General features: G+C 66.1%; 11 protein-coding genes. 7 read left to right on the top strand and 4 right to left on the bottom strand.

The genetic code is table 11. The features are described 5' to 3' along the window. Nucleotides 1-49 precede the first annotated feature (49 nt). The 5 genes from ACFSX5_RS11750 to ACFSX5_RS11730 all read left to right on the top strand — a co-directional run bounded on the left by ACFSX5_RS11750 (nucleotide 50) and on the right by ACFSX5_RS11730 (nucleotide 5,022). Complete coding sequence (locus ACFSX5_RS11750) at nucleotides 50-2,704, top strand: membrane-bound PQQ-dependent dehydrogenase, glucose/quinate/shikimate family (protein WP_386833649.1); 2,655 nt, start codon at nucleotides 50-52, stop codon at nucleotides 2,702-2,704. Nucleotides 2,705-2,799: 95 nt separating this feature from the next. Then, nucleotides 2,800-3,720 carry a VOC family protein gene (locus ACFSX5_RS11745; RefSeq protein ID WP_386833648.1) on the top strand — a complete coding sequence of 307 codons (921 nt, stop codon included), beginning with the start codon at nucleotides 2,800-2,802 and terminating at the stop codon, nucleotides 3,718-3,720. A gap of 8 nt (nucleotides 3,721-3,728) precedes the next feature. Continuing rightward, nucleotides 3,729-4,274: a DUF924 family protein gene (locus ACFSX5_RS11740; RefSeq protein WP_386833647.1), complete on the top strand. Its 546-nt coding sequence runs from the start codon at nucleotides 3,729-3,731 to the stop codon at nucleotides 4,272-4,274. Between the two features lie 57 nt (nucleotides 4,275-4,331). Next, the gene (locus ACFSX5_RS11735; protein WP_386833645.1) at nucleotides 4,332-4,511 is read left to right on the top strand and encodes a hypothetical protein; all 180 of its coding nucleotides are present in this window, start codon (nucleotides 4,332-4,334) and stop codon (nucleotides 4,509-4,511) included. Between the two features lie 85 nt (nucleotides 4,512-4,596). Next, on the top strand, nucleotides 4,597-5,022 hold the full coding sequence (locus ACFSX5_RS11730) for an organic hydroperoxide resistance protein (protein WP_386833644.1): 426 nt from the start codon (nucleotides 4,597-4,599) through the stop codon (nucleotides 5,020-5,022). A 147-nt stretch (nucleotides 5,023-5,169) separates the two neighbouring features. Here the strand turns inward: ACFSX5_RS11730 and ACFSX5_RS11725 are convergent, their stop codons facing one another. Beyond that, nucleotides 5,170-6,966, bottom strand: coding sequence for an ABC transporter ATP-binding protein (locus ACFSX5_RS11725; protein ID WP_386833643.1), 1,797 nt, complete (start codon nucleotides 6,964-6,966; stop codon nucleotides 5,170-5,172). A gap of 608 nt (nucleotides 6,967-7,574) precedes the next feature. Here ACFSX5_RS11725 and ACFSX5_RS11720 point away from each other — a divergent pair. Both ACFSX5_RS11720 and ACFSX5_RS11715 read left to right on the top strand, forming a co-directional pair. Then, the gene (locus ACFSX5_RS11720; protein WP_386833642.1) at nucleotides 7,575-8,819 is read left to right on the top strand and encodes an aminopeptidase; all 1,245 of its coding nucleotides are present in this window, start codon (nucleotides 7,575-7,577) and stop codon (nucleotides 8,817-8,819) included. A 129-nt stretch (nucleotides 8,820-8,948) separates the two neighbouring features. Then, nucleotides 8,949-9,242: a GIY-YIG nuclease family protein gene (locus ACFSX5_RS11715; protein ID WP_386833641.1), complete on the top strand. Its 294-nt coding sequence runs from the start codon at nucleotides 8,949-8,951 to the stop codon at nucleotides 9,240-9,242. 460 nt (nucleotides 9,243-9,702) lie between these two features. Here the strand turns inward: ACFSX5_RS11715 and ACFSX5_RS11710 are convergent, their stop codons facing one another. From ACFSX5_RS11710 to ACFSX5_RS11700, 3 genes are all read right to left on the bottom strand, one after another. Then, nucleotides 9,703-10,977: an L-fuconate dehydratase gene (locus ACFSX5_RS11710; protein ID WP_386833640.1), complete on the bottom strand. Its 1,275-nt coding sequence runs from the start codon at nucleotides 10,975-10,977 to the stop codon at nucleotides 9,703-9,705. 188 nt (nucleotides 10,978-11,165) lie between these two features. Then, nucleotides 11,166-12,113, bottom strand: a complete 948-nt coding sequence (locus tag ACFSX5_RS11705) for an ABC transporter substrate-binding protein (RefSeq protein ID WP_386833639.1) — start codon at nucleotides 12,111-12,113, stop codon at nucleotides 11,166-11,168. An 88-nt stretch (nucleotides 12,114-12,201) separates the two neighbouring features. Beyond that, on the bottom strand, nucleotides 12,202-13,200 hold the full coding sequence (locus tag ACFSX5_RS11700; protein WP_386833638.1) for an ABC transporter permease: 999 nt from the start codon (nucleotides 13,198-13,200) through the stop codon (nucleotides 12,202-12,204). Nucleotides 13,201-13,270: the final 70 nt, after the last annotated feature.

Raw genomic sequence — 13,270 nt, 5'->3', positions numbered from 1 at the left:
CCGTCCGCCTTCGTTGCGCCCGCAATTGGCCACAATCGGGAGAGGCGAAATGGCGGACCGTGGGCGCGGTTTCGGGTACTGGGCAGTGTTGGTTCTGGCACTGGTGATGGCAGTCTTCGGGCTGCCGATCTTTGCCGGCGGCATCTGGCTGATCACGCTGGGCGGCAGTTGGTACTATGCGCTTGCGGGGCTTGGCCTCGTTGTTTCCGCCTTTTTCCTGTTCCGCCATTCGATGGCGGGAGTCTGGATTTATCTGCTGACCTTCCTGGGCACGCTGATTTGGGCGTTGTGGGAGAAGGGCATGGATGGATGGGCGCAGGTGCCGCGCCTTGTCGGGCCGACCGTCATCCTGGTGCTGGTGCTGCTCTGCATTCCGGCGCTGCGCGGACCGGCACGGGTGGCGCGGGGCGCCTTTGCCGCCGCCGCTGTCGGCGTGCTGTCGCTCGGCGCCTCGCTGATGGTGCTGACCACCGCCAGCGATGCGCGCCTTGTGGCGCAGGAAACCCCTGCCCCGGCCCCAGCCGAGCCGAGCCCTGCTGAGCCGGCGCCTGCCGAACCGGCACCGGAAGAAGCCGAACCGGCTGAGCCAGAGCCGGCAACTCCGGCAACTCCGACAGAACCAGCCGATCCAGCCGAAGCCGATGCAGCTGAGCCTGCGGCGCCCGCCGATCCCGCCGGCGCGGAAAGCGAGGCGGCCAGCCCTGACACCGGCACCGCCGCGCCGGTAGACCCGACCGAGGGCGATGCTGCCCCGGCAGAGACCACCCTGGCCGCTGCGCAACCGGAGCCGCAACTGGAGGTCGGTGCCGACTGGCCCGCCTATGGCGGCAGCTACCACGCGCTGCGCTACTCACCGCTGTCGCAGATCACCCGCGAGAACATCGACCAGCTCGAGCGCGTCTGGGAATACAACACCGGTGACATGCCGTCCGAGGCCGCCGAGGGTAAGTACTCGCCGGAGAATACGCCGCTGAAGGTGGGCAACAACCTCTATCTGTGTTCGCCGATGAACATCCTGATCGCGATCGATGCCGCATCGGGCCTCGAGGAGTGGCGCTTCGATCCGGAAGTATCGGAGGATGCGATCCCCTATGGCGCCACCTGCCGCGGCGTCGCCTACTACCAGATACCCGATGCGCCGGCCGACCAGGCCTGTGCCGCCCGTATTCTGGTGGGCACGCTGGATGCGCGTCTGATCGCCGTTGATGCCACCACCGGCCAGCCCTGCGCCGATTTCGGCGTCAACGGCCAGGTGAACCTCGAGGAAGGGATCGGCGACACCGTACCGGGCTGGTATGCGGTGACCTCGCCGCCGACCATCGTGCGCGGCATTGCCGTGTTGGGCGCCCAGGTCAAGGACGGTCAGGCCGAGGATGCGCCCTCGGGCGTGGTCCGCGGCTATGATGCCGTGACCGGGGAACTCGCCTGGGCCTGGGACCTTGGCAACCCCGACAACCGCGGCGCTCCTGCGGAAGGCGAGGTCTATACCCGCGGCACGCCGAATATGTGGACCATCGCCGCCGCGGACGAGGAACTGGGGCTGGTGTATCTGCCGCTCGGCAACTCGTCCGTCGACTATTACGGCTCCAACCGCAGCGAGCTCGAAAACGAGTACGCGACCTCGCTGGTGGCGGTGGATGCCACGACCGGCGACGACGTGTGGCACTTCCAGACCGTCCGCAACGACGTGTGGGACTACGATCTCGGCTCGCAGCCCTCGCTGGTCGACTTCCCGACGGCCGACGGTACGGTGCCGGCACTGGTGCTCGCCTCCAAGCAGGGCGACATCTACATCCTCAACCGCGAGACCGGTGAATCGCTGTTCCCGGTGGAGGACCGTCCGGTGCCGACGGGTGGCGTCGAGCCGGAATACCTGGCAGAAACACAGCCGTTCTCGGCCTACCACACGCTTGCCTTCCCCGACCTGACGGAAGCGGACATGTGGGGCATGACGCCGATCGACCAGCTCTGGTGCCGCATTCAGTTCCGCCAGTCGCACTACCAGGGCATCTACACGCCCCCGACCAGCGACACCCATTGGCTCCAGTACCCGGGCTATAATGGCGGCAATGACTGGGGCAGCGTCGCGATCGATGTCGAGCGCGGACTGCTGATCGCCAACTACAACAACATGCCCAACCACAACCGGCTGGTGCCGCGCGAGGAGGCCGACGAGGCCGGGCTGGTTCCAATCTATGACGCGGGTGCGGGTCAGGGCGAGACCGCCCTGGGTGAAGCCGGGCCGCAGATCGGCGCCCCCTATGCCATCGACGTCAATGCCGGCTGGCGCCAGTGGACCGGTCTGCTGTGCACCGAGCCGCCCTATGGCGGGATCCGCGCCATCGACCTCGCGACCGGCGAGACCGTGTGGGACCGGCCGTTCGGCACGGCGCGCCGCAATGGTCCATGGGGCATCCCCTCGATGCTGCCGCTGGACATCGGCACCCCGAACAATGGCGGACCGGTGGTGACGGCCGGCGGGCTGATCTTCATCTCGGCCACGACCGACAACCTGATCCACGCGATCGACGTGGAAACCGGCGAAACCGTATGGACGGACGAGCTGCCCGGCGGCGGGCAGACCACGCCGATGACCTATGAGGTGGACGGACGCCAGTATGTGGTGATCGCGCCCGGCGGGCACCACTTCATGGAAACGCCGATCAGCGATGCGGTGATCGCCTACGCCGTGCCGCAGGAGTGACGACCGGACTGTTCGGCGATTGCGCTCTGGAGGCTGGCCGCGCCAGCCTCCAGATTAGGGGCAACAAATGCTCCCCGGCGTGAAAGGCCGAAGTCATGATCGACGCTTCCGTACAGACCAATGTCCGCTCGCAGCCCGTGCTGCCCCTCGCTACCCAACTCGGTCCCGTGCGCCTGCGCGTCACCGACCGCACCAAGGCGCTCGCCATCTGGCGTGATGTCGTCGGTCTCGAGCTGGTCTCTGAAGACGGCCCGGTGATGCAACTCGGCGCCGGCGGCAAGGTGCTGATCGAACTCGAGAACGGCGCCAGTAGCCCGGTGGTGCCGCGCAGCGTCGGTCTCTATCACGTTGCCATCCACGTGCCGACCCGCCGCGACCTGGCGCAGATGGCCGTTCGTGCCCTCCAGCGCAATGTGCGCATCTCGCCCACGGACCACCTGGTCAGCGAAGCCATCTACCTGTGGGATTTCGACGGCAACGGCATCGAAATCACCTTCGAGACGCCGTGGCGCGGCAGCCTCGGGGATCCCGACAAGGGCGAGAGCTATGCCGTCACCGCCGATGGCCGCACCCATTCCGGACGCGACCCGATCGATCTCGAAGGGCTGCTGGCCGAACTCGGCGAGCAGCCGGTGCTGGAGCCGAGCATGCCTGCCGGCACCCGGATCGGCCACATCCACCTGCACGTGACCGACCTCGCCAAGGCGATGCACTTCTACCGCGACGTGGTCGGCTTCGGCGGGTTCCTTCTCATCCATTCCTTCGGCATGGGTGATGTCGGGCTCGACTACATGCCGCACACCATCGCCTTCAACATCTGGTCGGGTCCGCAGGCAAAGGTCGCGCCCAGCTCGACAGCCGGTTTGAGCTGGTTCACCATCCGCCTGCCGGAGGACCAGAGCCTCGAGGCTCTCGCCGGCCGGCTGCGTGCCGCTGGTTCAACCGTGTCGGATGCAGGCGGGTGGCTGGCGACCTCCGACCCGTTTGGCAACATCATCCGGCTGGTCGCAGCCTAGGAGGTTACATGCGGGGATTCGAGGACGTGCTCGACTTCTGGTTCGTGGAGCACGGACCTGACCACTGGTTCGCGCGCACGGACGAGTTCGATGCAGCGCTCGCCGCGCGCTTCAGGGAAACACACCAGGTGGTCGCCCGCGGCGAAGCCTGGGCCTGGCGTCAGGAACCACGAGGGCGGCTAGCCGAGATCATCGTGCTCGACCAGTTCTCCCGCCAGCTCCATCGCGGCGGTGCCGACGCCTTCGCGCAGGACAAGATGGCCCTGGTTCTTGCGCAGGAGGCCGTCGCGCTCGGGGTGCACGAGGCCATCGGCAAGCCTGCCGGCATGTTCGTGCTGATGCCGTTCATGCACGCGGAGTCCGTCGTGATCCAGGAGGAGGGATTGCGGCTGTTCGAGGCCTATGGCGAGCCAGAGCAGGTCGACTACATGGCCAAGCACCGCGACACCATCGCCCAGTTCGGGCGTTTCCCGTTCCGCAACGCGGCGCTGGGGCGCCAAAGCACCGCCGAGGAAGTCGCCTATATGCACGAGCACCAGGAGCGCGGCTTCTAGCGCCCGGCAACCCTTGCGCCCTGCTTGTCGTTGCACCCGGTAAACGGAGTGCAAAACATGGAAATGGAAGCGGGCCCCAGCATCTGGCTGATCCTTCTGACCGTGGGGGTGGCGATCCTCGCGGCGGCAGCCATCTACGGCATCATGCGCAACCGCCAGCGCACGCTCGGCGAACGGGTCCACACCGAAGTGGAGACCAAGCGCGAATACGCCGCCGAGGATCGCGACCGGAGCTGACCCTTCCGCGCCAGCCCGTTTCGTGTTGAAGTCCCTCGGCTCTACGAGGGCTGCAACCGAGTTTTACCCGAGCAAGGAGTTATCCATGCCGAAGATCATGTACACCGCCCGTGCGACCTCAACCGGCGGCCGTTCCGGCCACGGGGCGACGGACGATGGCGTTCTGGACGTCACGCTGACCACGCCGAAGGAGATGGGTGGCGACGGCGCCCGCGGTACCAACCCGGAGCAGTTGTTTGCGGTGGGCTATTCGGCCTGCTTTCTCGGCGCCATGAAGGCTGCCGCCCGCAAGAGCGGCGACAAGATTCCGGAAGACGCCAAGGTCACCGCCGAGGTGAGTTTCAAGGATCGCGAAGACGGCGAGGGCTTCTGGATCGAGGCGGCACTCAGGGTCGACGTGCCAGGCATGGACAAGGCCAAGGTGCAGGACATCGTCGAACGCGCCCACATCATCTGCCCCTATAGCGAAGTGTCGCGGAAGGGCTTTGATGTGTCGCTGAACGTGGTGTGAGGCCAATAGCCCCCACCTGGCCTCCCCCGAAGGCGGGGGAGGGATCACATCGCGTGTGGTTCACTGGCCAGTTCAAACCACCAGCGCACCCCTCCCCCTTTCAGGGGGAGGATGGGTGGGGGTACGGCGCCCCCCGCCAATCTCGCCCTAAGCCACCAATCCCTTGGTCAGCTCCAGCGCCTGACGCTCGAACAGGCGGCGGTAGATGCCGCCGTTGAGGCGGATCAACTGCTCGTGGCTGCCTTCCTCGACGATGCGGCCCTTGTCGAAGACCAGGAGCCGGTCGAGCGCCCGCACCGTCGAGAGCCGGTGGGCGATCACCAAGGTGGTGCGGCCCTGCATCAAGCGCTCCATGGCCTCCTGGATCAGCACCTCGCTTTCGCTGTCGAGGCTCGAGGTCGCTTCATCGAGGATGAGAATCGGCGCATCCGCAAGGAACGCCCGCGCGATGGCGACGCGCTGCCGCTCGCCGCCCGAGAGCTTCACCCCGCGCTCGCCCACCAGCGTCTCGTACTGCTTGGGCAGGTGCATGATAAAGTCATGGGCGTTGGCCTGCTTCGCCGCTTCGATGATCTCGGCGCGGCTGGCATCGGGACGCCCATAGGCGATGTTCTCGGCGAGCGTGCGGTGGAACAGGATCGGCTCCTGCTGCACGATGGCGATCTGGCTCCTCAGGCTCGACTGCTGCACTCCGGCGATATCGGTGCCGTCGATGCGGATCTGGCCTTCCTTCACGTCATAGAGGCGCTGGATCAGCTTGACGAAGGTGGTCTTGCCCGAGCCGGAATGGCCGACCAGACCCACCCGCTCGCCGGCCGGGATGGTGACCGAAAAGTCGCGATAGAGCGGCGTCGGATGCGCTCCATACTGGAAGGTCACCCGGTCGAACTCGATGGCTCCGTCGGTGATGCGGATCGGCTTGGCACCGGCCATGTCCTCGATGCCGAGAGGCTGGGCATAGAGGTTCACCAGTTCCTCCATGTCGTTGACCGAGCGCTGCAGGTTGCGGATGTGCTGGCCGACATCGCGCAGATGCCCCGAGAGCAGAAAGAACATGGTGAGGACGAAGGCGATGTCGCCCGGCGTCGCCTGGCCCTGTGACCAGAGCCAGAGGGCAAGACCCAGGATCGCCGTCTGCATGACGACCATCATCAGCCCCTGGGCGCCGCCATTGAGGGTGCCGCGCTTCCAGGTGCGGCGGGTGCGGCTGTCCCACTTGCTGATCACCGTCTCGAGCCGCTCTTCTTCGCGATGTTCGGCGCCGAAGGCCTTGACCACGTTGTTACAGCTCACCGCATCGGCCAGCGCGCCGCCCATGCGGGTGTCCCAGGCGTTGGCGAGCGTTGCCGCCGGCGCGACGAAGCCCGTCGACAGCATGACCGTCACCACCACATAGACCAGCGAGCCGACCCCGATCAGCACACCCATGGCGGGCCAGTAGGAGCCGAGGATCACGGTGGCCCCGACCAGCATAACGGTGGACGGCAGCAGCGCCACCAGCAGCGTGTCGTTCATCAGGTCGAGCGCCCACATGCCGCGCGTGATCTTGCGGACCGTGGAGCCGGCGAAGCTGTTGGCGTGCCAGTCGGTCGAGAAGCGCTGCACCCGGTGAAAGGCGCTGGCGGCGATCTCGCCCATCATCTTCAGCGTCAGGGCGATGATGTTGAAGAACACGAACTGGCGCAGCACGACGGAGCCGAGATAGAGCACCGACATGGTGACGAAGGCGGTGAGCGCCAGGGTCATGGCGTCATTGCCGCCGCCCGCCACCGCGTCGACCAGCCGGCCGGCAAACAGCGGGCTCAGTGCTTCAGCCAGCGTGGCCAGCATCACCAAGAGGGCAATGGTGGCGACGCGCCAGGGCTGGCGGCGCCAGTGATCGAAGGTGAAGCCGAGCACGTTGCGGAAGGCGTCGGCGCGGAAATCGAACTTCTTGCGAGTCATTGGGGGTGTCCGGCGCCAGGACGGCAGCCGGTCCTTCTGAACTGATTATGGCTGGCGCAGCAGAACCAGGAGGCAAAACGGCCGTGTGGCGGGTCGGCTGCTGGATCGGGTTGGGAGTAAACCGCGGGCGGCGGGCCTTGATCGGCGGGCCGCGGGGAGCAAAACGGACCTAGAGTCGCGAATTGCCCACTGGGGAAGCGAACATGGGTGCTGTCACACTGCGCCTCCCTTGCTGGAACGAAAACGAAAAGCGGCGAACGGTTTGTAGCCAAACCGTTCGCCGTTGCCAATGGTCAAGAATCTGCGACGCGCTTGAGTGATGCGCGACGGCAACAGTGCTGGCGCGGGGCGCTATTCCGCGACGAAGAGATCGCGCGTGGTGAACTGGGCATAGGCGAGCGCCACGGCGAAGACGGCGAAGATGGCGATCACGGCGGCAGCGACGATGGTGAGGGTCATGACGAACTCCCGGTGTTGATGCCCCACTTGTGCGGCCCGTCCGGCGGCGCCGCCTTGACCAGGATCAAATCGGAATTGCGGTGGCGCGGCGCAGCCGGCGCGGCTAGGCTCGCCCCTCGAAATCGCAACACCAAGAGGCAAGACGCCCGATGACTTCTCCCATCGATCCCGACAAGCTCGACAAGCTCGGCCAGGTCGCCATCAAGGTCGGCCTGCAACTCGCCGAGGGCCAGGACCTCATCATCACCGCGCCGATGACGGCTGCGCCGCTGGTCCGCCGCATCACCGAGCACGCCTACAAGGCCGGGGCCGGTCTCGTCACCACCATCTATTCGGACGAGGAAGCCACCCTCGCCCGCTACAAATACGCCAACGACCAGAGCTTCGACCGCTCGGCCGGATGGCTCTACGCCGGCATGGCCGAGGCCTTCCGCAACAACGCCGCGCGCCTTGCCATCTCGGGCGACAATCCGATGATGCTGGCCGGCCAAGACCCGGAGAAGGTCTCCCGCGCCATGCGCGCCAACTCCGCCGCCTATCGCCCGGCGCTGGAGCTGATCACCGGCTTCGACATCAACTGGAACATCGTCTCCTACCCAACCCCGGCCTGGGCCAAGCTGGTGTTTCCCGACGATTCCGAAGAGATCGCGGTCGGCAAGCTGGCGGACGCGATCTTCAAGGCCTCGCGCGTCGACAATGATGATCCGATCGGCGCCTGGAAGGCGCACAACGCCAACCTAAAGGCGCGCTGGACCTGGCTCAACGGCAAGCGCTTCTCGGCGCTGAAGTATACCGGCCCCGGCACCGACCTCACCATCGGCCTCGCCGATGGTCACCGCTGGAAGGGCGGCGCTTCGGAAGCCAAGAACGGGGTCACCTGCAACCCCAACATCCCGACCGAGGAGGTGTTCACCACCCCGCACCGGATGCGGGCCGAGGGCCACGTCTCGGGCACCAAGCCGCTGTCGCATAACGGCTCGTTGATTGAGGGCATGTACGCCCGTTTCGAGGGCGGCCGGCTGGTCGAGTTCAAGGCATCGAAGAACCAGGACCTGTTCAACAAGGTGCTCGACACCGACGAGGGCGCCCGGCACCTCGGCGAAGTGGCGCTGGTGCCCCATTCCTCGCCGATCTCAGCCTCAGGCATCCTGTTCTACAACACGCTCTACGACGAGAACGCGAGCTGCCACATCGCCATGGGCCAGTGCTACGCCGACTGCTTCGAAGGCGGCAAGGAGCTGACGCCGGAGCAAATCCAAGCCCAGGGCGGCAACAAGAGCCTGATCCACATCGACTGGATGATCGGCTCGGACAAGATCGACATCGACGGGGTGAATGCCGATGGCTCGACGGAGCCGGTGATGCGCGGCGGCGAGTGGGCGATGGCGGTGTAGAGAGAGCACCGACACCTCTACATCGTCACCACCGGGCGTGGTCCCGGTGGTCCACGCCGAGGCGCTACAAGTGGATTGCCGGGACAAGCCCGGCAATGACGAAGGTAACGAAGGGATGGAGGCGGTGCGATGAAGGGATACGTCTACATCCTTGCCTCTCGCCGAAATGGCACGCTCTACACGGGCGTAACCTCCTCCCTCTCCCGCCGCCTGCTTGAACATCGCCACCAGCTCACGCCCGGCTTCACCTCACGCTACGGCGTCAGGACACTGGTCTGGTTCGAGGAACATGACTGGGTGGTGGACGCCATCCAGCGCGAGAAGAACATCAAGAAGTACCCTCGTCAGTGGAAGCTGAACCTCATCGAGGCGCAGAACCCTGAGTGGCTTGATCTCACCTGGCAGCTCTTCGACGCCGACTGAAGGGTCCCGCTCTCTTCACATCGTCACCACCGGGCTTGTCCCGGTGGTCCAGACGGCCCTCGGCAACTGGATTGCCGGGACGAGCCCGGCAATGACGATGCGGTGGGGACACGGGCTAGAGGACGATCACATAGTGTCTCCGTCGAGGACCACACTGTCGAGAGTACATGAGCAAGTCTCTCCACATCGTCACCACCGGGCTTGTCCCGGTGGTCAAGACCGGCGCTCCGCCACTGGATTGCCGGGACGAGCCCGGCAATGACGATACGGTGGGACACGGGCTAGAGGACGATCGCATAGTGTCTCCATCGAGGACCACACTGTCGAGAGTCCGTCAGCACGTCTCTCCACATCGTCACCACCGGCTTGTCCCGGTGGTCCAGACGGCCCTCCTCCACTGGATTGCCGGGACAAGCCCGGCAATGACGAGGCGGTGAAGGCATTTCAGGGAACGGCTCGCCTACCCCCGGAACGCATTCCCCCTGATCGACTCCGGCTTCATCTCGATGGAAAATCCCGGCCGTTGCGGGGGCATATAGGCGGCGTCGCGGATCACGCAGGGGTCGAGGAAGTGCTCGTGCAGGTGGTCGACATATTCGATCACCCGCCCGTCCTTGGTTCCGGATACCACCAGGTAGTCGATCATCGACAGGTGCTGGACGTATTCGCAGAGGCCGACGCCGCCGGCGTGCGGCCAGACCGGCAGGCGGTATTTGGCGGCCATCAGCAGCACGGCGAGCACCTCGTTGAGCCCGCCGAGGCGACAGGCGTCGATCTGGACGATGTCGATGGCGCCCTGGGTGATGAACTGCTTGAACAGGATGCGGTTCTGGCACATCTCGCCGGTCGCGACCTTGACCGGGGCGATGGCCTCGCGGATGGCGTGGTGGCCGGCGACGTCGTCAGGGCTGGTCGGTTCCTCGATGAAATAGGGGTTGAAGCGCGACAGCGCCTTCACCCAGTCGATCGCCTGGCCGACTTCCCAGACCTGGTTGGCGTCGATCATCAGATAGCGATCCGACCCCATGATGGAGCGGACGATCTCGAGTCGGCGGATATCGTCTTCGAGGTCGCGCCCGACCTTCATCTTGATGTGGGTGAAACCGGCCTCAACGGCCTCGGTCGCGAGCCGCGTCAGCTTCTCGTTGGAGTAGCCGAGCCAGCCGGCGGAGGTGGTGTAGCAGGGGTAACCCTCGGCCTCGAGCCTGGCGATCCGCTCGGCCTTGCCGGCCTGGGCGCGCTCAAAGATCGCCAGCGCCTCATCCGGCGTGATCGCGTCGGTGAGATAGCGAAAGTCGATGATGGAAACGAGTTGCTCGGGGCTCATGTCGGCCACATAGCGCCAGACCGGCTTGCCGGCGCGCTTGGCCAGCAGGTCCCACACGGCATTGACGATGGCGCCGGTCGCCAGGTGCATGGCGCCCTTGTCCGGACCGATCCAGCGCAATTGCGAGTCGCCGGTGATGTGTCGCCAGAAGCGGCCGGGATTTTCCTCGATCCAGTCGAGTTCGAGCCCGACCACCCGCGCCTCGAGCGCGCGCAGCGCCGCCACCACCACCTCGTTGCCGCGGCCGATGGTGAAGGTCAGCCCGTGCCCCTCATGCGCGCCGTCGGTGCCGAGCACCACATAGGCGGCCGAATAGTCCGGGTCCGGGTTCATCGCGTCGGACCCGTCGAGCGCTGCGGAGGTGGGGAAACGCAGGTCGTGCGTGGCGAGGGAGGTGATCTTGGTCAATTCAGCGTCCGTTGCGGCATCGCCCCCTCACCCGCCGCTGCGCGGCGGCCTCTCCCCGGAGGGGCGAGGCGAAGGCTCCAGCTTTCGTCGCAGCGGCGGATGGTTCACCGGCGTCGCCGCGGCGTCCCCTCGCCCCTTTGGGGAGAGGGTCAGGGTGAGGGGCCGGCACGCACCGGCCCCTGCATTGATCAGTCGTACAGAACCGCCGCGATTTCCGGGTCGGTCATGTTGGAGGCGTCGTAGTAGTAGAAGCCGGTGTCGATGACTTCCGGCAGTTCCTCGCCGTTCAGCGCGGCGACGGCGGCCTTGACGGTCTCGTAGCCGATGCCGACCGGGTTCTGGGTGATGGCGCCGGCCATCAGGCCGCTCTCGACCATGCCCTTCTGGGCGGCGCCGGAGTCGAAGCCGATGACGACGACTTCGCTGCCCAGTTCCTGCTTGCCATTGGCGACGCCGATGGCCGAGCCCTCATTGGCCCCGAAGATGCCCTTGAGGTCCGGGTTGGCCAGCAGGATCGACTTGGTGATCTCGGTCGACTGCAACTGGTCACCGCCACCATACTGCACGGTCACCACTTCAATGTTCGGATAGGCTTCCTCGATGCGGTTGACGAAGCCGTCAACGCGATCGATGCCGGTGCGGCTGGTCTGGTCGTGGGCAACCACGGCGACCTTGCCTTCCTCGCCGATCAGTTCGGCCATCTTGTCGGCCGCGAGCGCCGCCGCGGCGACGTTGTCGGTGGTGGCGGTGGTCAGCGGAATGTCGCTCTCGACGCCGGAGTCGAAGGCAATGATCGGAATGCCGGCATCATTGGCCTGCTGCAGCAGCGGCGTGGCTGCCTGGGAGTCGAGGGCAGCGAAGCCGATCGCATCCGGGCCACGCGACAGGGCGGCAGCCAGCATGTCCATCTGCCGGTCGACCTGCGATTCACTCTCCGGCCCCTCGAAAGTGACGGTGACGCCAAGCTCAGCCGCGGCCTGATCGGCACCGGCCTTCACGGCCTGCCAGAACTGGTGCTGAAAGCCCTTGGAGATCAGGGCGATGTCGTAGTTCTCCTGGGCCAGCGCGCCACCGGCGGTGGCGGTGAGCATGGCGACGGCGCTGAGGGCGCCGAGCAGGGTGCGTCTCGTAAGCATGGGGTTCTTCCTCCCTTGGTGTTGCATTCGTCGTGTCGGGCGTTCGCCGCCTCTTGTTGGCGCCTCGAGGCGCGGGGATCGTCGGCGCCTAAAGGGTGCGGCGCCGCAGGATGTCGGCATAGACGGCCAGGATGATGATGGTGCCGGTCACCACCGTCTGCCATTCCTGGGCCACCGAAAGGATGCGCAGGCCATTGGCCAGCACGGAGATGATGAGGGCGCCGATCAGCGTGCCGAGCACGGTGCCGCGGCCACCGGACAGCGACGTGCCGCCGATCACCACCGCAGCGATGGCGTCGAGTTCGTAGCCCTGCCCCAGCGCCGGCTGCGCCGAATTGAGGCGGGAGGCAATGAGGATGCCGGCGACGCCGCAGATGGCGCCGGCCGTGGCATAGACGGCGATCTTCCAGCGATCGACATTGACGCCGGACAGGCGCACCGCCTCCTCGTTGGAGCCGAGCGCAAAGGTGTAGCGGCCGAGCGCGGTGCGTGAGAGCACGAAAGCGGCAAGCAGCGCCACCGCGAACAGGATCATCACACCGTTGGGAATCGGCAGCGCCGGGATGACGGCGCCGACCAGCGAGCCCTGAGCGATCTGGGTGAAGCCGGGCGTGTCGTTGAAGTAGATCGGCCGGGTGCCCGAGATCACCAGCGACAGGCCCTTGAGGATCAGCATCATGCCGAGGGTGGCGATGAAGGGCGGCACCTTGAGCTTGGCGATGATGGTGCCGGACACAAGTCCCACTGCGGTGCCGGCAAGGATGGCGCCGAGCACGCCCAGCGGCAGCGGCAGCCCCCAATAGGTCAGGATCACACCGGTGATGACGGCGCAGAAGGTCATCAGCGTGCCGACGCTGAGGTCGATGCCGCCGGTGATAATCACCAGGGTCGCTGCCACCGCCAGCACGCCGTTCACCGACGTCGCCTGCAGGATGGCGAGCACGTTCTGGGTCTGCATGAAATTGGGCGAAGCCAGCGAGAACACCACCACCAGCGCGATCAGGCCGGAAAAGGCCAGCAGCCGATGAAGCGCACCCGAAACGCGGGGGCCGGATTTCTGTGCGATGGGGGCAGTGGTGTCGGTCATTTGGCTCCCCGGCGTGAGGTGTCGTTGCGTAGGTGGGCGCTCAGGAACCCCCACCCTTGATCCCTCCCCA

It is taken from the genome of Devosia albogilva, from assembly GCF_042685625.1.
GTDB classification, from domain to species: domain Bacteria; phylum Pseudomonadota; class Alphaproteobacteria; order Rhizobiales; family Devosiaceae; genus Devosia; species Devosia albogilva.
Note: the sequence above shows the minus strand (reverse complement) of the source record. Positions and strands in the feature narration are given on the sequence as shown.